28 protein-coding genes and 1 pseudogene are annotated in these 24,048 nt (G+C 43.2%); 27 read left to right on the top strand and 2 right to left on the bottom strand.

Annotated features, from left to right (window positions below; genetic code table 11):
• Positions 1–39 precede the first annotated feature (39 nt).
• The 12 genes and pseudogenes from JMN17_RS21805 to JMN17_RS17360 form a co-directional block, all read left to right on the top strand.
• Positions 40–239, top strand: a pseudogene (locus tag JMN17_RS21805) (manganese catalase family protein); the annotation flags it as partial.
• 339 nt (positions 240–578) lie between these two features.
• The gene (locus JMN17_RS17310) at positions 579–818 is read left to right on the top strand and encodes a YkuJ family protein (protein ID WP_003218671.1); all 240 of its coding nucleotides are present in this window, start codon (positions 579–581) and stop codon (positions 816–818) included.
• Positions 819–928: 110 nt separating this feature from the next.
• Positions 929–1,447 carry a ribonuclease H-like YkuK family protein gene (locus JMN17_RS17315; protein ID WP_087991024.1) on the top strand — a complete coding sequence of 173 codons (519 nt, stop codon included), beginning with the start codon at positions 929–931 and terminating at the stop codon, positions 1,445–1,447.
• Between the two features lie 133 nt (positions 1,448–1,580).
• Complete coding sequence (abbA, locus tag JMN17_RS17320) at positions 1,581–1,778, top strand: AbrB antirepressor AbbA (RefSeq protein WP_010886502.1); 198 nt, start codon at positions 1,581–1,583, stop codon at positions 1,776–1,778.
• A gap of 138 nt (positions 1,779–1,916) precedes the next feature.
• Entirely contained in the window at positions 1,917–2,360 is a 444-nt protein-coding gene (cbpB, locus tag JMN17_RS17325) for a cyclic-di-AMP-binding protein CbpB (protein ID WP_010328502.1), read from the top strand.
• A gap of 146 nt (positions 2,361–2,506) precedes the next feature.
• Positions 2,507–3,388, top strand: a complete 882-nt coding sequence (gene ccpC / locus JMN17_RS17330; RefSeq protein WP_087991026.1) for a transcriptional regulator CcpC — start codon at positions 2,507–2,509, stop codon at positions 3,386–3,388.
• A gap of 111 nt (positions 3,389–3,499) precedes the next feature.
• Positions 3,500–3,976 (top strand): flavodoxin, encoded by a 477-nt coding sequence (locus JMN17_RS17335; protein WP_087991027.1) that lies wholly within the window; start codon positions 3,500–3,502, stop codon positions 3,974–3,976.
• Positions 3,966–4,859, top strand: a complete 894-nt coding sequence (locus JMN17_RS17340; RefSeq protein WP_202328616.1) for an exo-alpha-sialidase — start codon at positions 3,966–3,968, stop codon at positions 4,857–4,859. Before JMN17_RS17335 ends, JMN17_RS17340 begins: the two co-directional genes overlap by 11 nt.
• 15 nt (positions 4,860–4,874) lie before the next feature.
• Complete coding sequence (locus JMN17_RS17345) at positions 4,875–5,330, top strand: flavodoxin (RefSeq protein WP_202328617.1); 456 nt, start codon at positions 4,875–4,877, stop codon at positions 5,328–5,330.
• A gap of 104 nt (positions 5,331–5,434) precedes the next feature.
• The gene (dapD, locus tag JMN17_RS17350) at positions 5,435–6,145 is read left to right on the top strand and encodes a 2,3,4,5-tetrahydropyridine-2,6-dicarboxylate N-acetyltransferase (protein ID WP_087991030.1); all 711 of its coding nucleotides are present in this window, start codon (positions 5,435–5,437) and stop codon (positions 6,143–6,145) included.
• A 70-nt stretch (positions 6,146–6,215) separates the two neighbouring features.
• Positions 6,216–7,340, top strand: a complete 1,125-nt coding sequence (locus JMN17_RS17355) for an N-acetyldiaminopimelate deacetylase (protein ID WP_087991031.1) — start codon at positions 6,216–6,218, stop codon at positions 7,338–7,340.
• Positions 7,341–7,401: 61 nt separating this feature from the next.
• Positions 7,402–7,647, top strand: a complete 246-nt coding sequence (locus JMN17_RS17360) for a YkuS family protein (RefSeq protein ID WP_087991032.1) — start codon at positions 7,402–7,404, stop codon at positions 7,645–7,647.
• 237 nt (positions 7,648–7,884) lie between these two features.
• Here the strand turns inward: JMN17_RS17360 and JMN17_RS17365 are convergent, their stop codons facing one another.
• On the bottom strand, positions 7,885–8,688 hold the full coding sequence (locus JMN17_RS17365; protein WP_087991033.1) for a mechanosensitive ion channel family protein: 804 nt from the start codon (positions 8,686–8,688) through the stop codon (positions 7,885–7,887).
• Between the two features lie 244 nt (positions 8,689–8,932).
• Between JMN17_RS17365 and ahpA the strand changes: the two genes are divergently transcribed.
• From ahpA to rok, 3 genes are all read left to right on the top strand, one after another.
• Positions 8,933–9,475 carry a biofilm-specific peroxidase AhpA gene (gene ahpA, locus JMN17_RS17370; protein WP_087991034.1) on the top strand — a complete coding sequence of 181 codons (543 nt, stop codon included), beginning with the start codon at positions 8,933–8,935 and terminating at the stop codon, positions 9,473–9,475.
• A 68-nt stretch (positions 9,476–9,543) separates the two neighbouring features.
• The gene (locus JMN17_RS17375; protein ID WP_202328618.1) at positions 9,544–10,002 is read left to right on the top strand and encodes a TlpA disulfide reductase family protein; all 459 of its coding nucleotides are present in this window, start codon (positions 9,544–9,546) and stop codon (positions 10,000–10,002) included.
• Between the two features lie 450 nt (positions 10,003–10,452).
• Positions 10,453–11,046, top strand: coding sequence for a transcriptional regulator Rok (gene rok / locus JMN17_RS17380; RefSeq protein WP_087992236.1), 594 nt, complete (start codon positions 10,453–10,455; stop codon positions 11,044–11,046).
• A gap of 42 nt (positions 11,047–11,088) precedes the next feature.
• Here rok and JMN17_RS17385 read toward each other — a convergent pair whose 3' ends face one another.
• Positions 11,089–12,054, bottom strand: coding sequence for a sporulation protein (locus JMN17_RS17385; RefSeq protein WP_087992235.1), 966 nt, complete (start codon positions 12,052–12,054; stop codon positions 11,089–11,091).
• 135 nt (positions 12,055–12,189) lie between these two features.
• On the opposite strand from JMN17_RS17385, the gene JMN17_RS17390 reads away from it, so the two are divergent.
• From JMN17_RS17390 to skiZ, 12 genes are all read left to right on the top strand, one after another.
• The gene (locus tag JMN17_RS17390) at positions 12,190–12,789 is read left to right on the top strand and encodes a molybdenum cofactor guanylyltransferase (protein WP_087992234.1); all 600 of its coding nucleotides are present in this window, start codon (positions 12,190–12,192) and stop codon (positions 12,787–12,789) included.
• A 50-nt stretch (positions 12,790–12,839) separates the two neighbouring features.
• On the top strand, positions 12,840–13,859 hold the full coding sequence (locus JMN17_RS17395) for a MoeB/ThiF family adenylyltransferase (RefSeq protein WP_087992233.1): 1,020 nt from the start codon (positions 12,840–12,842) through the stop codon (positions 13,857–13,859).
• Between the two features lie 17 nt (positions 13,860–13,876).
• Positions 13,877–15,169 (top strand): molybdopterin molybdotransferase MoeA, encoded by a 1,293-nt coding sequence (locus tag JMN17_RS17400; protein ID WP_087992232.1) that lies wholly within the window; start codon positions 13,877–13,879, stop codon positions 15,167–15,169.
• Positions 15,130–15,651 carry a molybdopterin-guanine dinucleotide biosynthesis protein B gene (gene mobB / locus JMN17_RS17405; protein ID WP_202328619.1) on the top strand — a complete coding sequence of 174 codons (522 nt, stop codon included), beginning with the start codon at positions 15,130–15,132 and terminating at the stop codon, positions 15,649–15,651. Before JMN17_RS17400 ends, mobB begins: the two co-directional genes overlap by 40 nt.
• Complete coding sequence (locus JMN17_RS17410; protein ID WP_202328620.1) at positions 15,651–16,124, top strand: molybdenum cofactor biosynthesis protein MoaE; 474 nt, start codon at positions 15,651–15,653, stop codon at positions 16,122–16,124. Before mobB ends, JMN17_RS17410 begins: the two co-directional genes overlap by 1 nt.
• Positions 16,117–16,350, top strand: coding sequence for a molybdopterin converting factor subunit 1 (gene moaD / locus JMN17_RS17415; protein ID WP_087992229.1), 234 nt, complete (start codon positions 16,117–16,119; stop codon positions 16,348–16,350). The genes JMN17_RS17410 and moaD overlap by 8 nt, the downstream gene beginning before the upstream one ends.
• A 220-nt stretch (positions 16,351–16,570) precedes the next feature.
• A complete protein-coding gene (locus JMN17_RS17420) occupies positions 16,571–18,328 on the top strand; it encodes an ABC transporter ATP-binding protein (RefSeq protein WP_087992228.1) in 1,758 nt (585 codons plus the stop codon).
• A 9-nt stretch (positions 18,329–18,337) separates the two neighbouring features.
• The gene (locus JMN17_RS17425) at positions 18,338–20,152 is read left to right on the top strand and encodes an ABC transporter ATP-binding protein (protein WP_202328621.1); all 1,815 of its coding nucleotides are present in this window, start codon (positions 18,338–18,340) and stop codon (positions 20,150–20,152) included.
• A 113-nt stretch (positions 20,153–20,265) separates the two neighbouring features.
• Positions 20,266–20,961, top strand: a complete 696-nt coding sequence (gene yknW / locus JMN17_RS17430) for a toxin SDP protection protein YknW (protein WP_087992226.1) — start codon at positions 20,266–20,268, stop codon at positions 20,959–20,961.
• 4 nt (positions 20,962–20,965) lie between these two features.
• Positions 20,966–22,099 carry an efflux RND transporter periplasmic adaptor subunit gene (locus tag JMN17_RS17435; RefSeq protein WP_202328622.1) on the top strand — a complete coding sequence of 378 codons (1,134 nt, stop codon included), beginning with the start codon at positions 20,966–20,968 and terminating at the stop codon, positions 22,097–22,099.
• Positions 22,100–22,792 (top strand): ABC transporter ATP-binding protein YknY, encoded by a 693-nt coding sequence (gene yknY / locus JMN17_RS17440; RefSeq protein ID WP_087992224.1) that lies wholly within the window; start codon positions 22,100–22,102, stop codon positions 22,790–22,792. It begins immediately after the preceding gene.
• Positions 22,789–23,982, top strand: coding sequence for a sporulation-delaying-protein transporter subunit SkiZ (skiZ, locus tag JMN17_RS17445; protein ID WP_087992223.1), 1,194 nt, complete (start codon positions 22,789–22,791; stop codon positions 23,980–23,982). Before yknY ends, skiZ begins: the two co-directional genes overlap by 4 nt.
• Positions 23,983–24,048: the final 66 nt, after the last annotated feature.

Genomic DNA, 24,048 nt, shown 5'->3' on the forward strand with positions numbered 1-24,048 from the left:
AAAGCATAAGACAATCCACTGAAACAATAAATCTTACTAGTGGAAAACGTTGAACGCCGGAGGAACAGAAATGGTCCCGCGCCCGAACACCCCGATGCCAATGCGGCAGCGGCCGTGCAAGGCCTATTAGGCGGAGAATTTCGCCGTGATGCCCACTCTGAATCATTCCATGTTCCAGTCGTTTAACTTTCGAAGCAAGAAGACATGAAAAACTGTTTTACGATCTCGTATCTCCAGTATGACGGGTCCAGAAGTTGACTCCAAAAGGGCGGGCCGATTTCAGATTTCAGAGAACGCCGGAGGAATTTGCATCAGGAATATCAAAAGAAAATGTTTAGGAAGTTGCAAATAGGCTTTTTGATTCTGAGGGTATATCAAAAAAATCATAATTGTGTGCATGACATTCAAAAAAAGCCTCAAACTAATTAAAAATAGTTTTTTCACTTTTTTTCTTTTCTTAAATTCAGCAGGGAAAATGCCATCCTGTCCGACTTTATGGTATGATGCTCAATAGAACTTGTATTATAATAAATACTTGTTGATTTGAAGTTGCTTTTTGAAAGGAGTCTTTTTTTAGAATGTCACAATTAATGGGTATCATCACACGGCTGCAAAGTCTGCAAGAAACAGCGGAAGCGGCTAACGAGCCAATGCAGCGTTATTTCGAAGTAAATGGTGAGAAAATATGCAGTGTTAAATATTTCGAAAAAAATCAAACGTTTGAGCTGACGGTTTTCCAAAAAGGTGAAAAACCTAACACATATCCGTTTGATAATATCGACATGGTTTCCATCGAAATCTTTGAACTTCTTCAGTAAGATTCCTGAAATAGGGGGAACCAGCTCTCGCTTCTGCAAAAAGTAATCGCAATAAACGATAAGGAACATACTTGTTTCATGGTTGTAAATCCTTGAAAAGGAGTGTCGGCATGGCTGATTCTTTTCTGTTTTATAATCTTTCAGAAGCACAGATGACCTTTCAAGATGTGATGGAACGGCTTAAAGCCTTTATTCGAAAGGACCCCCGTTCCTCCTATGTGTTATCTATTGGAACTGATTCACAGGTTTACCGCGATTACACAAAGTTTATTACCGCATTGCATTTGCATCGTACAGGCAAGGGAGCTTGGGGCTGCTTGAAAAATCATACAGTCGACAGACCCATACATAGCCTTCGGGAGAAGATTTCGTTAGAAACGGCGTACAGCCAAGAAACGGCCGCTTATATTCTTGATGGACACTTAATGGATATTACCGATCTGCTCCTGCCCTTTACCGGTGAGGGAGCGGATCTTACCTTTGAGGTCCACTTGGATATTGGGAAAAAAGGGCTTACAAAAGAACTGATTCAAGAAATGACAGGACGCATCACTTCCATGGGGATAGAGGCAAAAATTAAACCGGATTCATACACTGCCTTCAGCTATGCAAATCGTTTCACAAAATAATTCCGGCTGAAAAGCCAAGGGAATTGTCGAATTATGCGGTTGACGTTTGTTTTCTGATTACTTATTCTAGCGGTAGAGCTGAAAGTAAGTTGTCTTGCTTTCAGAGGTATTCAGTATAAAACAGGGGGCCTGATTGCGAATGAGTCTTATCGGTGAACGATTTACAGAAGAAGAACAAAAACTTCTGCTGAATATCCTGATCAACCATGAGTATGCTATCGAGCTTTTAAGCAGTGAGATCAACGATATAGAGACAGGAACCAAAAACGTTGACGGAACCACCTACAAAAAACTTGTAACACTATACGACCGATTTCGATTTGAAAATTAATGGAGCACTCTATAATTGATACTCGTATAAAGAGTATCTTTTTTATTGAAAGGAAACTTTTCGACAATTATTGATAAAGCTTATATTATTGTAGTATAGGGAATGTATTGTTGATGAAAATGAAAAGGGGTCGAAAACATGATAAGCTTACAATCAGACCAGCTTCTTGAGGCAACAGTCGGACAATTTATGATTGAGGCGGACAAAGTAGCGCACGTTCAAGTCGGCAACAACCTTGAGCACGCGTTATTAGTGTTGACAAAAACCGGATACACAGCCATCCCGGTTCTAGATGCTTCCTATCGTTTACATGGTTTAATCGGTACAAATATGATTATGAACAGCATTTTTGGGCTTGAGCGAATTGAGTTTGAAAAGCTTGACCAGATTACGGTTGAGGAAGTTATGCTGACAGACATTCCGCGCCTCCATATAAATGATCCAATTATGAAGGGATTCAGCATGGTCATTAATAACGGATTTGTCTGTGTTGAAAATGATGAACAGGTGTTTGAAGGGATTTTCACGAGAAGAGTGGTATTAAAGGAGTTAAATAAACACATACGATCATTGAATAAGTAGGCTTTGCGGCCTATTTTCATTATATTGGCAGAGCAACAAAGAAAGCGCATACATATTTTAAACCGGAAAAGGACTTGAATCAGCCCCAGAGAGTTTATTAGAATGGGAGATAAGAAAAACTTATTGATCATAAAAAGGAGGACGACATGCAGCTTCAAGAGCTTCATATGCTCGTAGTTTTAGCTGAGGAGTTAAATATGAGAAAGGCGGCGGATCGGCTTTTTGTATCTCAGCCGGCTTTATCTCAGCGTTTACAAACGATTGAAAAGGCGTGGGGCACAAAAATCTTTTTACGGTCTCAAAAAGGATTAACGGTAACCCCAGCCGGTGAGAAAATCATTCAGTTTGCGAATGATGCAACGTTAGAGCAGGAAAGAATAAGAGAAAATATTGATGAGCTCGAAGGTGAAATTCACGGCACATTGAAGCTTGCTGTCGCCTCGATAATCGGCCAGCATTGGCTCCCTAAAGTCCTGAAGACGTATGTGGAAAAGTACCCGAACGCAAAGGTCTCGCTTATTACCGGCTGGAGCAGCGAAATGCTGAAAAGTTTATATGAGGATCAGGTTCATATCGGCATTATAAGAGGAAACCCTGAGTGGAAGGGCCGTAAAGATTACTTAATGACAGATCACCTGTATTTAGTGGACACTGAAATTTCCTGCATCGAAGATATTGCCCATACAGAACGGCCGTTTATCCAGTTTAAAAGTGACAGCACTTATTTTCAGGAAATTCAGCACTGGTGGCATCAAAAATTTAAAACGTCGCCAAAACAGACGATATTGGTTGATCAGATTGAAACGTGCAAACAGATGGCGCTGCATGGAATCGGTTATGCCATTTTGCCGTCAGTTACTCTTCAAAACGAAGATAAAGTCAATAAAATGCCTCTGTTAGACACAAAAGAGCATCCGATTGGGCGGGATACATGGCTATTAGGCTATGAACCTGCCTTTGAGCTGAAGCAAGTTCAAGCTTTTGTTCAAGTCATAAAGGATATGTTGGATCAAGAAAATCCATTTTAAAAGACAGCGATATGCTGTCTTTTTTAATTTGTATATTGACAATGAAAATCATTATCATTTAAAGTGATACATATGATATTGAAAATCATTATCAATTGATGAGGTGATAACATGGCTAAAGCCTTGATTACATATGCCAGTATGTCAGGAAATACAGAAGACATTGCGGCTGTTATAAGAGATACATTTCAGGAATATGAGTTGGACATTGACTGCATCGAGATAGATGACGCGGATGTATCTGCTCTGACCTCCTATGATTACGTGCTGATTGGCACCTATACATGGGGAGACGGCGATTTGCCTTACGAAGCGGAGGACTTTTTTGAAGAGGTCAAACAGCTTCAGCTTAATGGCTTAAAAACAGCCTGCTTCGGATCTGGCGATTATTCTTATCCAAAGTTTTGTGAGGCGGTTAATTTGTTTAGTGCCATGCTGCAAGAGGCGGGGGCTGCTGTTTATCAGGAAACTTTGAAAGTCGAACTGGCGCCTGAAACAGAGGAGGATGTGGAAAGCTGCCGAGCGTTTGCGAGAGGTTTTCTTGCATGGGCAGATTATTTGAACAAGGAAAAAATCCATGTTTCATAAAGGAGCGACTGCTGTCACAGCATCGGTATTTTCTGGTTATTTTGTGGCGGTACAAAGAGAAGGCATTTTTCATTATTCTTTGGAGCAGGGCTGGAGAAAGCTTTTTCGTTTGAAAAGCAAAATACATTGCATCAGTTACATAGGGCCTTACTTATTTGGCGTCGGTGAAAAGGGAACGGTGATTCGCTCGTCTGACGAAGGGAAAACCTGGACGATATCGAGTTTTCCGACAAATGCAGCAGTGTGGGCGATTACCGGCCGAAACGACGGGGTTGTCTGCGCTCACGGCAAGCATTGCGTTTATGTATCGGATGATTTTGGGCTTTCGTGGCGCGTAGCCAAACCTTTTGCAGAATTTGATCACCCGCCTGTTATTCGTTCGTTGTGTCTGCACGGCGGCAGTCTTTTTATCGGCACGCAAATACACAAATATTTTGGAGGCATTTGGGCTTACGATTTTAAACGTGGCACTGTCCAAATCGTTAAAAAAGAAGAAACCCGGATGACGGCATCCATGCTCGTGTTCAATGAAAAATGGCTGGTGGCGGCGATGGGGTCTGTGAAAGGAAAGCACGGTGCTGTCACTGTACGGAATATGTTGACTGACGAAGAATTCACTATACAATCCAGCATGATTAGAAAAGAAGAATCATTCCTTGATATTTCAGAGGATGATGGAATTATATATGTTACTACAACGCAAGATGAAAATGGTTATTCGAGAATTTACCAGGCTGATCTCGGAGCCAGGTCGTTGAAATGGTTCGATACCGTTAAGGGGCATGGATGGAGAGTGGCCAATCGGAAAGAGAATTTCTTTTGTGCAGGCTTGTATGAATGTAAATTTGTCCAGCCGTACGAAGTTTCAGCAATGATTCATTAGAGGAGGAAAATAGAATTGGGAAAGATTTTGCTCGTTTATGCAACAATGTCAGGCAACACTGAAGCAATGGCAGATTTGATTGAGAAGGGGCTTCAAGAGGCGGAAGCGGAAGCAGACCGTTTCGAAGCGATGGATATTGATGATGCACAGCTGTTAAACGAATATGATCATATTATTATGGGAACCTATACGTGGGGAGACGGAGATCTGCCTGATGAATTTTTAGACCTTGCTGAAGACATGGATGAGATTGATTTTTCCGGCAAATCATGTGCTGTATTCGGTTCCGGTGATACTGCATATGAATTTTTCTGCGGAGCAGTTGATACGCTCGAAGCAAAAATAAAAGAACGCGGAGGCGAAATTGTGCTGCCTTCAGTTAAAATCGAAAATAATCCAGAAGGTGAAGAAGAGGAAGAATTAATGGAGTTCGGGAGACAATTCGCAAAGAAAAGCGGATGCGCTGTCTAATCGCCCAATGGGAACTGCTAAAGCGGCTGTTCCTTTTTTTCTTGTCTTTGCATCTTTCCTTTGATACAGTAATGAGGTAGAAAATCAGGAGGAGGACTTTACATATGAAAATGATGGACGCAAATGAAATTATTTCATTTATTCAAAATAGTACAAAATCTACACCTGTAAAGGTTTACGTGAAGGGTGAGCTGGAAGGAATCAATTTCGGCGAATCTGCGAAAGCTTTTATCAACGGAAACACTGGTGTCGTTTTCGGTGAATGGAGCGAAATCCAAACAGCAATTGAAGAAAATCAAAGCAAAATCGAAGACTATGTGGTTGAAAATGACCGCCGCAATTCTGCGATTCCAATGCTTGACCTTAAAAATATCAAAGCGCGTATCGAGCCGGGCGCGATCATTCGTGACCAAGTTGAAATCGGTGATAATGCAGTCATCATGATGGGTGCCTCTATCAATATCGGTTCAGTCATTGGCGAAGGTACAATGATTGATATGAACGTTGTCCTTGGCGGACGAGCTACTGTCGGTAAAAACTGCCATATCGGAGCGGGTTCAGTACTTGCGGGCGTTATTGAGCCGCCATCCGCTCAACCGGTTGTCATTGAAGACGATGTTGTGATCGGCGCAAATGCTGTTGTTCTTGAAGGCGTAACAGTAGGTAAAGGAGCCGTTGTTGCTGCGGGCGCGATCGTCGTAAACGATGTTGAGCCATATACTGTCGTTGCGGGAACACCTGCTAAAAAAATCAAAGACATTGATGAGAAAACAAAAGGCAAAACTGAGATCAAACAGGAATTACGCCAGCTGTAACAAATCGTTTGATGAAAAAAGGCGTGGATGATATATCCACGCCTTATTCGTATAGGCAGGAGGAATGAAAATGAAGAAAGAGGAGCTCATTGCAATCCGCAGAGATCTGCACCGTATACCGGAGCTTGGATTTCAGGAGTTCAAAACCCAGCAGTATTTATTAAATGTATTGGAACAATATCCGCAAGACAGAATTGAAATTGAGAAATGGCGAACAGGGCTTTTTGTAAAGGTGAACGGGACAGCGCCGGAAAAAATGCTGGCATATAGAGCGGATATCGATGCGCTTTCCATTGAAGAGCAGACCGGTCTTCCATACGCATCAGAGCATCACGGCAACATGCACGCCTGCGGCCACGATTTGCATATGACGATTGCACTCGGCATTATTGACCATTTTATTAACAACCCGGTAAAACATGATTTGCTCTTTCTGTTTCAGCCGGCAGAGGAAGGACCTGGCGGCGCGGAACCAATGCTTGAGAGTGATGTGTTAAAAAAGTGGCAGCCTGATGTTATCACCGCACTGCATATTGCTCCAGAGCTGCCCGTGGGCACGATCGCGACAAAAAGCGGACTCCTTTTTGCGAATACATCAGAGCTTGTCATCGATCTGGAAGGAAAAGGGGGACATGCGGCCTATCCGCACTTAGCCGAAGACATGGTTGTAGCAGCAAGCACACTCGTCACACAGCTGCAAACGATCATCTCTAGAAACACAGATCCGCTGGACAGCGCGGTTATTACGGTGGGTACCATTACAGGAGGCTCGGCACAAAATATTATTGCGGAAACAGCTCACTTGGAAGGCACGATCCGCACGCTTTCTGAAGAATCGATGAAACAGGTAAAGGAACGGATTGAAGCTATAGTGAAAGGAATCGAAATCGGATTCCGCTGCAAAGGAAAAGTGACATATCCGTCTGTGTATCACCAAGTTTACAATACGAGCGGACTGACAGAAGAATTTATGTCTTTTGTTGCTGAACATGAACTGGCAACAGTAATCGAAGCAAAAGAAGCAATGACTGGAGAGGATTTTGGCTACATGCTGAAAAAATATCCCGGCTTCATGTTCTGGTTAGGTGCTGACTCTGAACATGGGCTTCATCACGCAAAGCTGAATCCCGATGAAAATGCGATAGAAACAGCGGTTAACGTTATGACAGGTTATTTTTCTGTTTATGCCAATTAAGTACAAATGAAAGAATAAAATTCCAAGAAATGAGCACTCTAGTAAGCGGAGGTGTTCAATAATGGCAAAAAAAATTGGAATTGAACAATCGTTATCAGATGTAGAAGCCGCATTAAAAGAAAAAGGATATGACGTTGTCATGATGAAAAGCCCTGACGATGCAAAAGGCTGTGACTGCTGTGTCGTAACAGGTCTTGATCATAATGTGCAAGGCATAGCCGATACGGTAACACAAGCACCTGTCATTACAGCTTCCGGGATGACTGCTGAAGAAATTTGCAGCGAAGTTGAAAGCAGAATTCAGTAAAATAAAAACCGAAGCAAAAAGCTTCGGTTCCAGATTGTTGACAAAATGCTAAAACGGTTTTCATTTTAGCATTTTGTCATCTTTTCAGCGTGATTGAAAATCTTTGAAGTCTAGGAAGGACGAGCATTGGAGCACAGCGAATGTAGGAATTCGTGAGCACCAACGCGCAGGACTGACAACGAATGCGAGGGTTTGTCGACACGCTGAAACCGAAGCGAAAAGCTTCGGTTCTTTTATTTACTCTGTTTCTTTAGGAAAAGCGCGGTCAAGAGCGGTTTTTATTTCCTTTCGCAGCACTCGCTCGACTCGCCACTGCTCCATATTTTCTGTTTTGGCAATGACTCTGATCACAATTTCGGAAGTACCCAGTTCTTGAATCCCAATGACATTAGGTCCTTCTTTTATTTGCGGAAGAGCGGCTGCCGTTTCATCGCATACTTGCTGTAAAATGTGAATCGTTTCATCAATGTTTCTTTCAGCCGGCACTTTGATATCAACCAGTGCCTGCATGATTCCCCGGGAATGATTGCTTACGTTTGTAATGTTTCTATTTGGGATGTAATGCAGTGTTCCGTCAAAGCTGCGGATTTGAGTTGTTCTTAAGCCAACCTGTTCGACAATCCCGTCAAAGGTGGAAACCGTAATATAATCTCCGACATCCAATTGTTTTTCAAGCAGAATAAAAAAACCTGTCACAATGTCGCTGACAAGCCCTTGAGCGCCAAATCCGACAGCCAGTCCGACAATTCCTGCTCCCGCTAAAAGAGCGCTTGGATTGTAATGAAACAAATCCAGAACCATGACGAAGAATATAAAAATCAATATGTAAGAAAATATGTTAAAAGTCAGACTTTGGAGCGTATATGCACGTCCTTTAGACAAGCTGTTCTGATCCTCGAATTTTGCAAACAGATGCTTTATAATTTTCATGCTAAATGATCGAACAATAAAGTAGAGAAAGATCATAATGACGAGTTTAACGAGCAGAACACTGGCATTTGTAATAAGTCCCGCCCAATCGTATTGTTTAATAAAATCCATGTTGGAGCTCCTTTTTCTGAAGTGATTACTGCGTATTGAGATTTGTTACCCCATGTTTGACCATGTTAAACTGTTTATTCAAAAATGTCCCAGCCAAAGATATCTATAATTTGTTAAAAATTGACTCGGAAAATTTGCTCCTTTATAATGGGCATTGTGATGTTGTTAACGAAATATGGGTAAACACCCTTTATTATCATGTGATTCCGGCTTTTAAGCCAAACTATAAATTGGAGGGATACATATGGCAGAGCGTATGGTAGGTAAACAAGCTTCTCGTTTTGAAATGGAAGCAGTCCTTGCAAGTAAAGAATTTGGCAAAGTAAGTCTTGAGGAAAACATGAAAAACGACAAATGGACAGTGCTGTTCTTCTATCCAATGGACTTCACTTTCGTTTGTCCGACGGAAATTACAGCAATGTCTGACCGCTATGACGAATTTGAAGATCTTGATGCAGAAGTAATCGGAGTTTCAACTGATACTATCCATACTCATTTGGCGTGGATTAATACGGACCGTAAAGAAAATGGTCTTGGCCAGCTGAAATATCCGCTTGCGGCTGATACTAACCACGAGGTATCCCGTGAATATGGCGTTTTAATTGAAGAAGAAGGGGTGGCTCTGCGCGGATTGTTTATTATCAATCCTGAAGGCGAGCTCCAATATCAAACTGTTTTCCATAACAACATTGGCCGGGACGTTGATGAAACGCTACGTGTTCTACAAGCGCTGCAAACTGGCGGACTCTGTCCGGCCAACTGGAAACCGGGCCAAAAAACACTTTAATTCTTTCTAAGAAGGAAAAAAGGTCTAACATATTCGTTAGGCCTTTTGTTTAATAGGAGGGTAAAGCAATGAAATTACGTCAGCCAATGCCTGAATTGACTGGAGAAAAAGCTTGGTTCAATGGTGAAGTAACGAGAGAGCAATTGATCGGAGATAAACCGACACTTATTCATTTCTGGTCCATCAGCTGCCATCTATGTAAAGAAGCGATGCCGCAAGTGAATGTATTTCGTGATCAATATCAAGATAAACTGAACGTTGTAGCTGTGCATATGCCTCGTTCCGAGGATGACCTTGACCTCGGCAAAATTAAAGAAATAGCTGATGAACATGATATCACTCAGCCGATTTTTGTCGACAGTGATCATGCTTTAACTGATGCATTTGAAAATGATTATGTGCCTGCATACTATGTGTTTGATAAATCAGGACAGCTCCGTCACTTTCAAGCTGGCGGGAGCGGGATGAAAATGCTTGAAAAACGTGTGAACCGCGTTCTGTCTGAAACAGAACAGGATTCTGAATAATTCTTCATAAAAAACCTGATCTCATCAGGTTTTTTTATTTGTACAAGAAAGTAATCGGAAAGGTAAGAAGCTTATTTTTCCAAATATGGGCGTAGTGAAAGGTGATTTATTGGATTGATACGCTAAAAAAACAGCTGATTTTTTATGTTTTTCCACAATTTTAGATAAATTTCATATGCCATAACTCGAAAATTGTAGATAATACACTAAATTTCATTAAAGAAGTAAGTAAAATATATATTTTCAACATTATACCAAATGAACTTGAAAGACGCTTAATCCCTTGAGAATAAAGGACTCTTTTGAAAAGTTGATTTTTTTTCAGAAAATAAGGAATTTTTCATAGAGTAAATATAATAGTAAAATGCTAAAATAATAGTTGATAAAATTACTTTTGTAATCTAATATCTTAATTAAAGATGTTAATTTTGATAGGGGGTACATTGAGGAATGTTTAATGAAAGAGAAGCTTTGCGCTTGCGGTTAGAACAATTAAATGAAGCTGAAGTGAAAGTCATTCGTGAATATCAAATCGAACGTGATAAAATATACGCAAAATTAAGAGAGCTGGACAGAAATGGAAGCCCTTCCGAAATCAAAAAGGATTTTCGTTCTGAAAAAAAACCTGACTCTTTGCCGGTTCTCGCTGAGCTTGCGGCTCAGGAAATCAGAAGCTATCAGCCGCACTCACAGCAGCAGTCTGTTCAGCCTCAGCTTCAATCTGCTTCCTCCCTTCCTGCCGGTATACCAGACGGAACAACACGAAGAAGAAGAGGAACGGCAAGACCCGGATCAAAAGCAGCTAAGCTGCGCGAAGCTGCCATTAAAACCTTAAAACGCCACAACGCGGCGATTAAGAGCTCCGAGCTTCAAAAAGAGATTGAAAAAGAAAGCGGTCTTGAAATCCCTAATATGACAACATTCATGCAAAGCTTAATTAAAATGTATCCGGAAGTGAAAAAGCCGTATCGCGGCCAGTACATTTTAGAAGGCGAAATCGAACCTGCAGAATCAGCTGAATCTGCAGAATCAGCAAATGGATAAACATACAGAAAAACTGCTTGGCATAGTGCGCAAGCAGTTTTTTTATTGGTTTTTTTTCTGTGAAGATTTGGTTTCTCTTTCAAGATTAAGCTTATAGACCCATTTTTGATAGGGCTTTTCCTCAGCGGCTCTGCTTTTCAGTTCTTCGATTGTATGGCTCATGGCCTGATCTGATGATTGGGCGCGGGCGAGCTGTTTTTGAAGCGCATGTATCTGTTTGGTGACATCTTCAAGTATAGTATCTACATGATTTGGCTGCTCGTAGACCGCTGGAGCTTCTTCTTCCGTTTTTTCTTTTTGTTTCGTGCCGCCATCAATATCGGCAAAATGAGAAGCAATCCAGGCATCACTTTCATCAAGCTGCCGTTTATACGATATAATAGTTTCGTGAAATAATTTTTCTTTTGTTTTTTCTATTTCGAGCAGCCTTTCTTTCGTTTCTATGATTCGATCTTTCATATGATCGACTTCTATTTTAATATGTTTTAGCTGATATTCTTTTTCTGCCATTTGCTCTTTTAGACGTCCGTTTTCGGTTTTTATCTTTTCAGTTTGCTGTTTTGCCTGAAGCAATGCGTTCTGTTCCTGCTCAATAGAGGCCTGAAGATGGCTGAGTCGTTTTTGCAGATTTTTATTTTCTTCTTCCATTTTAATTTTAGCAATATGAAGTTTATGTTTTTCTTCAATTTCGGCTTTGCGTTTATAGGTTTCAGCAGAAAGGAGCTCTTGCAACGCAACGATTTTATCAAGCAGTTCAGCTCTTATTTGATGCAGGGTTTGGCTGGTGTGGAAGGCGTGTTTTTCTTTCGTTGACATTTGTGTTAATTCGGCAGACAGCTGCTGAAGTTTTTCTTTCATATCGTTATTTTCTTTGAGCAGTTTGTTATTTTTCTGATGGAAGTAGGTTGCTTCAAGTTCGGAAATCAGCTTATGGCATCTTGAAAGCTCTGATTTTAAATAAAGGTTCTCCTGAGACACGTCATGGAAAAAAGGACCTGATCTTTTCATTCGAACCATCTCCCTCATGATGTTAACACTACAATATGCAAATACTGAACAGCTATTCCTCTTTAATAAACAGACAAGCAGTGGCGTTGGGACCTTGCTTTTGCTATGCTTTTAACGAAATAGGGGTGAGATGATATGGAGCATATAAACGTACTGCTGGCAGGAGGAGCCTCACGGCGCTTTGGAGAACCGAAGGCGTTTGTGAAATGGAGGGGCAGGATGTTATACGAATGGGCCAAAAAGGCGCTTGGAGAACATGCGGTTATCATCAGCCGTCCTGAGTTTATTGATAGATTTCAAGAAAACGGTGAAAATGAAGTGTATCAAGATGCTGAGCCATTTCAAGGCATGGGGCCATTGGCTGGTATATATACCTCTTTTAAAAAGACAGACGGCGAGCTTTATACTGTGCTTTCCTGTGACACGCCGCTGATCCAAAGAAGGACGATGCTGGAGCTCGAGCGTCTGATGACTCCCGGTACAGACGCGATCGTCCCGATTTCAGACGGACGGGAGCAGCCGTTGATTGCAATTTACCATAAACGAATCATGCCCATTCTATATGATCAGCTTTCTGAGAAGAGATTAAGAATATCAGATTTGTTAGGCCGAATTTCGGTTTGTTACGTACAGGCTGAAGAAATTGGAGCCAACCCGGCGGAGTTTATCAACGTGAATACACGTGATGATTTCAGCTGTTTGGAAGAAAAAACGGACTCCTTCAGGCGGGACTGATGGGGCAAAAACATGTTAAGATGACATAAAAGATAAGGAGAACAGGTTTGATGGAGGAGCGTTATTCGCGGCAAATTAGATTTAAGCAAATAGGGGAAGAGGGCCAGAAAAGACTGGCAGACAGCCATGTGCTGGTTGTCGGTGCAGGAGCGCTCGGGACTGCAGGAGCTGAAGGGCTTTCGAGAGCGGGGGTCGGTGCCATTACAATCATTGACCGTGACTATGTGGAGTGGAGCAATCTGCAAAGGCAGCAGCTTTATACAGAAAGCGACGCCAAGCTCCGCATGCCGAAAGCCATGGCTGCCAAAGCGCATCTATCAGCGATTAACAGCGGAATACATATTGAGGCATATGCTACCGAAGGAACAGCCGAAACGCTCGGGCCGCTGATTGAAAAAGCAGATGTCGTTATCGACGCGACAGATAATTTTGAAACCCGCATGCTGATAAACGATCTTGCCCAGAAAACAAAGACACCGTGGGTCTATGGCGCTTGTGTAAGCAGCCAAGGGATGTTCATGACGATTGTTCCGGGAGAAACCCCATGTCTGTCTTGTTTGTTTGAACAAATTCCTGTCGGCGGGGCGACGTGTGATACTGCCGGCATTATTCCGCCCGCTGTGCATATCGTTTCGGCCTATCAGCAGGCTGAGGCTTTAAAACTGTTAACAGGGCAAACAAAAGCGATACAGCATGGGTTTGTGACATTCGATGTTTGGAACAACTCGCATATGAAGATTAACGTTAATCATGTGCGCCGTGAGGATTGCCCGTCTTGCGGAGCACAAGCGGTTTATCCTTATCTCCAAGACTGGAACACACCAAAAGCCGCTGTACTGTGCGGCCGTGATACAGTCCAGATAAGGTCGGAGTCATTAAAAAGAATTCCGAAACAGGAGCTCATCGGGCGGCTGAAAACAATCGGCAAGGTCGAGGCCAATGCGTTTTTGCTGCATATTTTTTACGAGGATTTCAGAATCGTCATTTTCAATGACGGACGGGCACTGGTGCATGGAACAAATGATGTGAAAGAAGCCAATTCCGTGTTGGCAAGAGTAATTGGATTGTAACAACAGGAGGGGTCAGAATGCTGGAGAAAAGAACACCAATTCCGGTAGACGAGGCAGTTCGGCGTGTCAGCCATTTTCAAAAACAAGGGGAAACAGAATGGGTGGAGCTTGAAGGCAGCCTTCATCGATTTTTAGCTGAAGATGTAACAGCGGATCACCACGTACCCGCATTTGACCGTTCGCCATACGACGGTTTTGCTGTCAGAGCGTGCGATACGGCTGAAGCTTCACGTGAGAACCCCGTTCGGTTTGAGGTCATTGACCATATTGGAGCGGGAGCTGTATCTGAAAAAGAACTTGGCCCGTTTCAGGCCGTGCGGATTATGACTGGCGCGCAAATTCCCGAGGGAGCAGATGCTGTCGTCATGATTGAGCTGACTCAAACCTTTGAAGAGAATGGGAAGGCGTTTATGTCTTTAAAACGTCGCTTTCAGCCGGGAGACAATATTTCAAAAACAGGTGAAGACGCCCAAAAAGGGAGCGTTTTATTGAGAAAAGGCACCAGAGTGACACCAGGAGTGACTGCGCTTTTGGCAACCTTCGGATACGCATCTGTTCCTGTCGTGAGAAAGCCTGTTGTCGGGATTATTGCAACTGGCACCGAATTGCTGAATGTCAGTGATCCGCTGGAGCCGGGGAAAATTCGCAACAGCAATGCCAGCACGGTGTATGCGCAAGTAATTGAAGCAGGCGCAACACCGCTTTATCTAGGGAAAATTTCTGATGATCTGGATAAAAGCTTTGCCGCGGTCGAAGAAGCGATGAAAAAGGTTGATTTTCTGATCACAACTGGCGGTGTGTCAGTGGGTGATTTTGACTTTTTGCCTGCGATCTATGAAAAACTCGGAGCGGACGTGCTCTTTAATAAAGTTGCCATGCGCCCGGGCAGCGTGACAACGGTGGCGCATGCAAACGATATGCTGCTGTTTGGCCTGTCAGGTAATCCGTCAGCATGTTATGTCGGCTTTGAACTGTTTGTCAAACCAATGATCCAGACATGGCTGCTCAATGAAAAACCGCATTCGATTTGTGCGGAAGCGGTTTTGACCAAGGATTTCCCAAAGCCGAACCCATTTACCCGATTTGTTCGTGCTTTCGTGTACCATCAGGAAGGAAAGCTGTTGGCGGAACCCGTCGGATTGGATAAGTCCAGCTCCGTCACGTCACTTGCAGAAGCAAATGCGTTTATTATCCTGCCGGGCGGCACGAGAGGATATGAATCAGGCAGAACGGTTCAAGCGCTGCTCATCAGAGAAGAGAATGGAAGTGAATGGCCTTGGTCCGCCCTTTCCCAATCGTCCAAGTCGTAGGATTTCAGAACAGCGGGAAAACAACGTTTATCGAGCGTATTCTGGAAAAGGCCTCAGAACAGGGGCTCAATTTAGGCTGCTTGAAGCATCACGGTCACGGCGGTGAACCGCAAACATTCACTAAAGGAAAAGATACTGATCGTTACCAAGCGGCAGGTGCTGGTGTGACAGCAGTAGAAGGTGCTGGTGTGTTGCAGCTGACAGCCCGCCGCAAATGGGATTTGCCGCGCCTGATCGAGTTATATTGGTTTCTCGAAATAGACTGCCTTCTGATTGAAGGCTTTAAAAAAGCCCCTTATCCTAAAGTGGTTTTACTAAACGAAAAGGAAGATCTAGAAGCACTGCAGGCAGTCAATACAATCGCCATCATCTATAGGAAAAAAGAGCATATGACAGAGCGCCATGGATTACCCGTTTTTCATGCGGATGATCCGGTTGCTGTGGATTTTGTGCTTTCACAGCTGAAGGGGGAATCGGCGTAATGGAACGGTTTGAGGTCACAAAAACACCCATTATTACGGAAGATATCATCAAAAAAGTGGAGAAACGGGAAGTCGGGGCAATTACCACATTTATTGGTACGGTTCGGGAATGGACAAACGGAAAAAGAACGGTTCGGCTTGAATATGAGGCATATGAACCGATGGCTGTGCAAATGCTGGCTCAAATCGGTACTGAAATCGAAGAAAAATGGGAAGGTGCTTCAGCCGCGATCACACATCGTATAGGTGTGCTGGATATCGGTGAAGCGGCGGTTGTGATCGCTGTATCCTCTCCCCATCGAAAAGCTGCTTATGAGGCCAATGAATATGCGATCGAACGAATCAAACAGATTGTGCCGATTTGGAAAAAAGAAATTTGGGAAGATGGTGAGCAATGGATCGGCGACCAGCTTGAAACAACAGCTTATCCGAACGGAAAACCAGATTTAAGCGAGGGAGAGCGGCATGATTAAAATTCTTTTATTTGCAGGGCTTGCGGAACAGGCCGGCACACAAGCATTGGAAATAGATATGGAACAAGCAACGACAGACGAAATAAAAGCGAGTTTAAAAGAACAATACGGCCTCGAATCGATTGATACAGCTATGATTGCCGTTAATGAAAGCTATGTAAAAGAAAATACCTCCGTATCTTCAAGGGACACGGTAGCCATCATTCCGCCTGTCAGCGGGGGATGAGACCGGACGGCATTCAGCCGTCCGGTTTTTTGTATTTCATTCGCATATTCCCAAGCACCCCCAGCATACAATGATTTTCTGTAAGCGTTTATTTTACATACGTAACTCCCTATAAAGTAAGAGACTCACCCCATCATTAGACTGAATTTTAAAAAAACAATAGAAATTTATTTCGGGTATCGATATAGTAAAGATGATAATAAATGGAAAGGTGCTGAATATGGAGATATTTAAAAGATTAAAAATGTTTTATTGGCCTTACAGAAAGGTGTTTATGTGGTCGCTTCTGGCCATGCTTTTTATGACTGTGATTACTGTCGTTTACCCGATTATCCTGCAAATCACGATTGATGAAATCGTGCTGGGGAGGCAGTATCAGCTTGCAGCATGGGTCAGCTTAGGTTTTATTGCGGTAATGGCCCTGAAAGGAACCGCCACTTTTTTTCATCAATATTTAGGAGATATGTTCGGCATCAAATCCGTTTATCGGCTGAGAAATGGCCTGTATGAAAAACTGCAGAGGCTTTCTTTTTCTTATTATGATAACGCGAAAACAGGTGATTTGATGTCCAGACTGACAGCTGACGTTGAGGGGCTTCGTTTTTTCTTATCATATGGTTTAGCTGAACTCATTCGATTCGGTCTGCTGGTCGCCATCAGCCTTTCGGTCATGTTTTACTATTCTGTTCCTCTTACGCTTGTAACAATCGCTGTTCTGCCATTTCTCGCTGTTGCGGTATATCAGTTCGACAAAAGAGTCCATCCCGCCTTCAGAGGAATTCGCAAGTCGTTTGCGAAACTCAACACAAAAGTCCAGGAAAATATCAGCGGCATCAATACGGTTAAATCTCTATCAAGAGAAGATTTTCAGATCAGCACATTCAATAAGGCCAATGCGGAATACAGAACACAGTATTTACAAACATCATCCATCTGGTCTGCGTATTTCCCTTTAATGGAGTTCATCGGTAATGTTTGTATTGTGGCTCTCCTCTCCTACGGCGGCTACTTGGTTATGCAGAACCAGCTCAATCCCGGTGAGCTTGTCGCTTTTTTCAGCCTTGTCAATTATATGATGTGGCCGATTATGAACTTAGGTTTTGTCATCAATATGTTCTCTCAAGCAAAAGCGTCAGGTGAACGCCTGCTGGAAATTCTCGAAAAAGAAGAAGACATCACAGACCATGCCCACGCTTTGCATAAACAAAAATTAACAGGAGATGTCCTATTCAAAAATGTTTCTCTTGCATACGGTAAAGAACAAATAAACGCGCTATGCAATGTCAGTTTTGAGGCAAACAGCGGGAAGGTAATCGGACTATTGGGCCCTACAGGTTCAGGCAAAAGCTCAGTTACACAGCTCCTCACCAGATTTTACAGTCCTGTTGGCGGAATGATTACGATTGATCATAAACCTATCACTGATTACTCGTTAAAAACCCTTCGCTCCAATATCGGGGTCGTTCTTCAAGAATCTTTTCTGTTTTCATCTACAATTCGATCAAACATTTCGTACGGGAGGCCGAATGCATCAATGGAAGACATCATCGAAGCGGCAAAAAGTGCTCAGGCACACGACTTTATTATGGAGCTTCCTGATGGATATGACACTATGCTGGGAGAGAGGGGAATGGGGCTTTCCGGCGGACAGAAACAGCGTATCGCCATTGCGAGAGCCATTTGTTTGAACCCGGGCATTTTAATATTGGATGACGCCACAAGCGCAGTAGACATGCAAACTGAGCACAGCATACAGCTTGCTTTAAAAGAAGTCATGAAAAACCGCACAACCTTTATCATCGCTCACCGCATTTCTTCACTGAAACATGCCGATGAAATTCTCGTTTTTGATAAAGGGCGCATTTGTGAAAGGGGAACACATCATGAGCTTCTCGAAAAAGGCGGCTACTATCAAAAGATATACGATTTGCAATACCGTGATGCCAAAATGATCAATGAGCCGCATCAGGTCGGATAGGGAGGACTTATGAAACAAGCAAAAAAACAAGGAATTTTGGAGCGTTTCTATTATTCTTCAGATGAAATCATTGAAAAGCCGTTTAACTGGGCTCAAATGTGGCGGCTGCTGGGCTATGTCAAACCATATCGAAAAACCATTTTGCCGCTTTCTTTTCTCACCGTTTTGATTGGGACTGCTGTGAAGCTTGTGATCCCCATTCTGATCGGCGTGTATGTTCTCGATCAAGCCATTGCAGAGAAAAACTCGGAGCTGCTGATCCAGCTCATTTTCATCATTAGCGGTTTATACGTCCTTAATTATGCCGCCAATGTGTTAAGAATCAGATGGATGAATCAGCTTGGCCAGCATGTGATTTACGACTTGCGCCAGCATTTGTTTACTCATGTGCAGCGCTTATCACACCGATTTTTTGATCAGCGGTCGGCTGGATCTATTTTGGTCAGGATTATGAATGACATTAACTCTCTTCAGGAGCTCTTTACAAGCGGAGTCATCAACTTATTGACCGACTTGCTGCTTCTGGCCGGCGTTATGATCATTTTGTTTACGCTGAGTCCTGAGCTGACCATAGCCATTATGGTGACACTGCCGATTATGTTTTTTATTTCAACAAGTCTCAGAAAAAAAATACGCCGCTCCTGGCAAAAGGTGCGTCTAAAGCAATCAAAGCTGAACTCTCATTTGAACGAAAGCATTCAGGGCATCCGTGTCACACAGGCATTTACGCAGGAAGAAGAAAACATGGCGTATTTTGACGGCGTCAATCAGGAGAACTATCAATCATGGCAGGAAGCCACAAGAAAAAACGCCATGTTCCGTCCGCTGGTAGAAATGACGAATGCGATTGGAACGGGTGTGTTGATTTGGTATGGCGCCACACTCATCATGAATGAAACCATCACGATTGGCGTCTTCGTTTCTTTTGCCTTCTATCTCGGCATGTTTTGGGAACCTATTTCGAGACTGGGCCAGGTCTATAACCAGCTGTTAATGGGGATGGCGTCATCTGAGCGCATTTTTGAGTTTCTGGACGAACAGCCAAATGTCAAAGAGAAGCGGGACGCGATTCATAAGCAAAAAATAAATGGGGAGATCAGCTTCGAAGAGGTTGAATTTTCGTATGATGAAAAACGAAAAGCCCTCCGCGCTGTTTCCTTCTCTATTCCGGCGGGGTCGACGCTTGCGCTTGTCGGGCATACGGGGAGCGGGAAAACGACGATCGCCAATTTAATCAGCCGTTTTTATGATGCCGCGGGAGGCACCATAAAAATAGACGGTATTCCGATTCAGGATCTTTCCCTTGCCGGTTTGCGCTCTCAAATCAGCATTGTGCTGCAAGATACATTTATTTTCTCCGGGACCATCATGGAAAATATTCGTTTCGGCCGGCCGGGTGCTTCAGACGAAGAAGTGATGAAAGCAGCCCGAGCGGTCGGAGCGGATGAGTTTATCTCTGGTTTAAGAGAAGGGTACGAAACAGAGGTGGAGGAAAGGGGCAGCGTACTGTCTGCCGGACAGCGCCAGCTCATTTCGTTTGCAAGAGCATTGCTCGCCGATCCAGCTATTATCATCCTCGACGAAGCAACGGCAAGTATTGATACAGAGACGGAGGTGAAAATTCAACAGGCTTTAAAAACCCTGCTGAAAGGGCGTACAGCAGTGATGATCGCCCACAGATTATCCACGATCCGCGATGCCGACCGCATCATTGTGCTTGATCACGGCAAGAAAATGGAAGAAGGAAACCATGAGCAACTGCTTGCTAAAGGGGGCATTTATGCCGGGCTCGTAAAAGCGCAATACAGCACAGAGATAAAATAATATAAAAAGCCTTCAGTATAGATTGAAGGCTTTTGGAAATTTATTAGAAAAACATGAAACTTTTCGCTATCACTCTCGTATTATCTGTTAGACATTCTCAAGGAGGTTTTGAAATGGAAACAAATGTAGAAAAAAACAACGCAACGGCGACTGAAAAGCCGTCACTTTTTGGAGTGATCACAAATCCGTCCGTTCAATTTGAAAGAATAAGAGAAAGACCGGCTGTATGGGGACCGCTATTTATTGTTGCAGCCATTATCATCGTCGGTGCCGTGCTGCAATCTCTCGGTACGGATTATAGTGAGCTTATGAAAAGCAGTGACACTCAAGGATTAACAGCTGAACAAATTGAAACTGTCGCCACAATAACCAAATTTGGAGGAATGGCAGGCGCGATTTTCGGCGGTATCGCAGCGTTATTTATTGCCCCTCTTATTTATTGGCTCTGTGTAAAACTATCAGGCGGAGTTACGACATACAAAAAAATGCTTTCTCTCGGTCTGTTTGTCTCTTTGATTAGCAGTCTTGGATTATTGGTTAACGGAATCGTTGCTTTTACGACTGACACGAATTCGCTTTACAGCATGACATCATTGGCGGGGATTATTCCGTCTGACGGGGCTCTCGCCAGCGTGTTAAATACTTTTGAGATATTTAGCATATGGAGCTATGTATTATTAGCAATCGGCCTTCACAAAACAGGCGGCATCTCAAAAAAAGCAGGATGGATTTCAGTGATTGTTCTTTTCGGAATTTTAGTTGCATTTTCGTTCTTTTCAGGTTTAATCAATTCTGCGGCGGGTGCATAAACTCATGAAAAAAGTATGGATCGGAATTGGAATCGCCATTTTAGTCGCTCTTTTTATTGGAATCAATATATACCGGTCTGCTGCCCCTACAAGCGGCAGCGCCGGCCAAAAGATACAGGCGGGAAGCCTTGAAGAAAAAGAAATCTCGTCAACGGTTATGGTTCCCGGCACACTTCAATTTTCAAATGAACAGTATGTCTTTTATGAAGCGGATAAAGGGACATTAGAAGACATTAAAGTGAAGGAAGGCGACAAAGTGAAAAAGGGCACGCCTTTAGTCACCTATACAAATGAGCAGCTGAGCCTGGAAAAAGAACAGAACCAGTTAACGGCTGAATCCAACCAGCTTCAAATTGACCAAATTCAAGTAAAGATAAATGCGTTAGATCATAAAGAAAAAGAACTGGCAAAACAGGTTGGAAAGAAAGAAGCAAAAAAACAAATTGAATCTGAGCGTACGGAGCTTCAAATGCAGAAAAAAACGACTGAGATCGATTTAAAACAAACCGAGCTCCAGCGGCAGTCACTTGCCAATCGGGTGTCAGATCTTGAAGTGAAAAGCGAAATCGAAGGTACGGTTATTAGTGTCAACCAAGAAGCGGCATCTAAAAAATCAGATATTCAAGAGCCTGTCATACATATCGGCAACCCAAAAGACCTTGTCGTCTCAGGGAAATTGTCTGAATACGATACACTGAAAATCAAAAAAGGCCAGAAGGTCACACTCACTTCAGATGTTATTCAGGATAAAACATGGAAAGGCACAGTTTCCGCAGTCGGACTTGTTCCGGATCAGCAGGAAAGCGCTGCGGTACAAGGAACAGAACAAGCGGTTCAATATCCGCTTCAAGTGAAAATAAAAGGGGATCTTCCAGAAGGAAAGCCCGGCTTTAAATTTATCATGAATATTGAAACAGACAAGCGGAAAGCAAATACGCTTCCTTCAAAGGCAGTCAAAAAAGAAGATGATCAATATTATGTGTATACAGTAAAAGACGGAAAAGCAAAACGAGCTGATGTCAAAATCGGTGAAGTAACAGATGATCTGACAGAGATTAAAGAGGGGATTTCTCAAGAGGATCAAGTCATTTTGAATCCCTCTGATCAGGTGACCGATGGAACGGAAGTGAAAGCATAAATGATTCAGCTTTCTAATGTGAGAAAAAGCTATCAGATCGGCAGGGAAACGTTTGATGTTCTCCATTCTATTGATTTGGACATTCATCAAGGGGAATATGTATCGATTATGGGGCCGTCAGGTTCAGGGAAATCGACAATCATGAATATTATCGGCTGTCTTGACCGGCCGACTTCCGGTACGTATAAATTGGACGGCGAAGATATTTCTTCATATAAAGATAAAGAACTGGCGGCAGTCCGTAACCGGTCCATCGGTTTTGTATTTCAGCAATTCCAGCTTCTTCCGCGGCTGAACGCCAAAAAAAATGTCGAGCTGCCGATGATTTATTCCGGTATAGGCAAAAAAGAACGTCAAGAGCGGGCTGAGAGAGCGTTGAAAAAGGTCGGGTTAACCGATCGAATGCTCCACATGCCCAACGAGCTCTCGGGCGGGCAGAAGCAGCGGGTAGCCATTGCGAGGGCAATCGTGAATGAGCCAAAATTGATTTTAGCTGATGAACCGACCGGCGCGCTGGATACGAAAACAAGCGCGGCGATTATGGAGCAATTTACAGCATTAAATGCCGAGGGAACAACTATCGTTCTTGTTACTCACGAGCCGGAAGTCGCAGATTGCACGAATCGAATCGTCATGGTGCGTGACGGAAACATTGTTCCTGCCAGCTCCGGACAAAGGAGCGTGGGAGAATGAGCCTGTTAGAGAACATCAGAATGGCTTTAAGCTCAGTCCTTGCCCATAAAATGCGTTCGATCTTAACGATGCTCGGCATTATCATTGGTGTAGGCTCTGTCATCGTCGTGGTTGCGGTAGGACAGGGCGGCGAGCAAATGCTGAAACAGTCGATCAGCGGCCCGGGAAATACTGTGGAGCTGTACTATATGCCAAGCGATGAGGAGCTTGCAAGCAATCCGAACGCCTTAGCCGAATCTACTTTTACAGAAAATGATATAAAAGGTTTAAAAGAGATAGAGGGCATCAAACAAGTCGTTGCCTCGACTTCTGAAAGTATGACAGCGCGTTATCATGAGGAAGAAACTGATGTCACCATTAACGGAATAAACGATGGATACATGAATGTCAATTCTTTAAAAATCGAAAACGGCAAAACCTTTACCGATCATGATTTTTTTGCGGGGAAAAGAGCCGGAGTGATCTCTCAAAAGATGGCTGAAGAACTGTTTGATAAAACATCCCCTCTCGGAGAAGTTGTCTGGATCAACGGACAGCCTGTTGAAATCATCGGCGTGCTGAAAAAAGAAACAGGCTTGCTTTCTTTCGGTTTAAGTGAAATGTATGTGCCATTTAATATGATGAAATCTTCTTTTGGCACAAGTGATTTCAGTAACGTATCATTGCAAGTCGAATCAGCAGACGACATAAAAACAGCTGGAAAAGAAGCGGTACAGCTTGTAAATGACAATCATGGCACAGAAGATTCATATCAAGTGATGAACATGGAAGAGATAGCGGCCGGAATTGGCAAAGTAACGGCGATTATGACGACGATTATCGGTTCGATTGCAGGTATCTCTCTTTTGGTCGGCGGAATCGGTGTCATGAATATTATGCTCGTATCAGTTACAGAACGGACGCGGGAAATCGGAATCAGAAAATCACTCGGTGCGACGAGAGGACAGATTCTGACTCAGTTTTTAATTGAATCAGTCGTATTGACGCTGATCGGAGGACTGATTGGAATTGGAATCGGATATGGAGGGGCCTCTCTTGTTTCTGCCATTGCGGGCTGGCCGTCACTCATATCCTGGCAGGTTGTAGGCGGGGGCGTGCTGTTCAGTATGCTCATTGGCGTTATTTTTGGCATGCTTCCCGCAAATAAAGCCGCAAAGCTTGATCCGATTGAAGCGCTGCGTTACGAGTAGCCTCATGCAACATGCATGAGGTTTTTTTATGTTTAGTTTTTCTACTATGAATATAAAAGACTTTTT

Source organism: Bacillus sp. RHFS10 (genome assembly GCF_016757475.1).
Classification (GTDB): Bacteria; Bacillota; Bacilli; order Bacillales; family Bacillaceae; genus Bacillus; species Bacillus subtilis_G.

Coding starts and splice junctions, on each gene's coding strand:
- JMN17_RS17310 (WP_003218671.1), top strand. CDS start 579: ATGTCACAATTAATGGGTATCATCACACGGCTGCAAAGTCTGCAAGAA.
- JMN17_RS17315 (WP_087991024.1), top strand. CDS start 929: ATGGCTGATTCTTTTCTGTTTTATAATCTTTCAGAAGCACAGATGACC.
- cbpB (WP_010328502.1), top strand. CDS start 1,917: ATGATAAGCTTACAATCAGACCAGCTTCTTGAGGCAACAGTCGGACAA.
- ccpC (WP_087991026.1), top strand. CDS start 2,507: ATGCAGCTTCAAGAGCTTCATATGCTCGTAGTTTTAGCTGAGGAGTTA.
- JMN17_RS17335 (WP_087991027.1), top strand. CDS start 3,500: ATGGCTAAAGCCTTGATTACATATGCCAGTATGTCAGGAAATACAGAA.
- JMN17_RS17340 (WP_202328616.1), top strand. CDS start 3,966: ATGTTTCATAAAGGAGCGACTGCTGTCACAGCATCGGTATTTTCTGGT.
- dapD (WP_087991030.1), top strand. CDS start 5,435: ATGAAAATGATGGACGCAAATGAAATTATTTCATTTATTCAAAATAGT.
- JMN17_RS17355 (WP_087991031.1), top strand. CDS start 6,216: ATGAAGAAAGAGGAGCTCATTGCAATCCGCAGAGATCTGCACCGTATA.
- JMN17_RS17360 (WP_087991032.1), top strand. CDS start 7,402: ATGGCAAAAAAAATTGGAATTGAACAATCGTTATCAGATGTAGAAGCC.
- JMN17_RS17365 (WP_087991033.1), bottom strand. CDS start 8,688: ATGGATTTTATTAAACAATACGATTGGGCGGGACTTATTACAAATGCC.
- ahpA (WP_087991034.1), top strand. CDS start 8,933: ATGGCAGAGCGTATGGTAGGTAAACAAGCTTCTCGTTTTGAAATGGAA.
- JMN17_RS17375 (WP_202328618.1), top strand. CDS start 9,544: ATGAAATTACGTCAGCCAATGCCTGAATTGACTGGAGAAAAAGCTTGG.
- rok (WP_087992236.1), top strand. CDS start 10,453: ATGTTTAATGAAAGAGAAGCTTTGCGCTTGCGGTTAGAACAATTAAAT.
- JMN17_RS17385 (WP_087992235.1), bottom strand. CDS start 12,054: ATGAAAAGATCAGGTCCTTTTTTCCATGACGTGTCTCAGGAGAACCTT.
- JMN17_RS17390 (WP_087992234.1), top strand. CDS start 12,190: ATGGAGCATATAAACGTACTGCTGGCAGGAGGAGCCTCACGGCGCTTT.
- JMN17_RS17395 (WP_087992233.1), top strand. CDS start 12,840: ATGGAGGAGCGTTATTCGCGGCAAATTAGATTTAAGCAAATAGGGGAA.
- JMN17_RS17400 (WP_087992232.1), top strand. CDS start 13,877: ATGCTGGAGAAAAGAACACCAATTCCGGTAGACGAGGCAGTTCGGCGT.
- mobB (WP_202328619.1), top strand. CDS start 15,130: ATGGCCTTGGTCCGCCCTTTCCCAATCGTCCAAGTCGTAGGATTTCAG.
- JMN17_RS17410 (WP_202328620.1), top strand. CDS start 15,651: ATGGAACGGTTTGAGGTCACAAAAACACCCATTATTACGGAAGATATC.
- moaD (WP_087992229.1), top strand. CDS start 16,117: ATGATTAAAATTCTTTTATTTGCAGGGCTTGCGGAACAGGCCGGCACA.
- JMN17_RS17420 (WP_087992228.1), top strand. CDS start 16,571: ATGGAGATATTTAAAAGATTAAAAATGTTTTATTGGCCTTACAGAAAG.
- JMN17_RS17425 (WP_202328621.1), top strand. CDS start 18,338: ATGAAACAAGCAAAAAAACAAGGAATTTTGGAGCGTTTCTATTATTCT.
- yknW (WP_087992226.1), top strand. CDS start 20,266: ATGGAAACAAATGTAGAAAAAAACAACGCAACGGCGACTGAAAAGCCG.
- JMN17_RS17435 (WP_202328622.1), top strand. CDS start 20,966: ATGAAAAAAGTATGGATCGGAATTGGAATCGCCATTTTAGTCGCTCTT.
- yknY (WP_087992224.1), top strand. CDS start 22,100: ATGATTCAGCTTTCTAATGTGAGAAAAAGCTATCAGATCGGCAGGGAA.
- skiZ (WP_087992223.1), top strand. CDS start 22,789: ATGAGCCTGTTAGAGAACATCAGAATGGCTTTAAGCTCAGTCCTTGCC.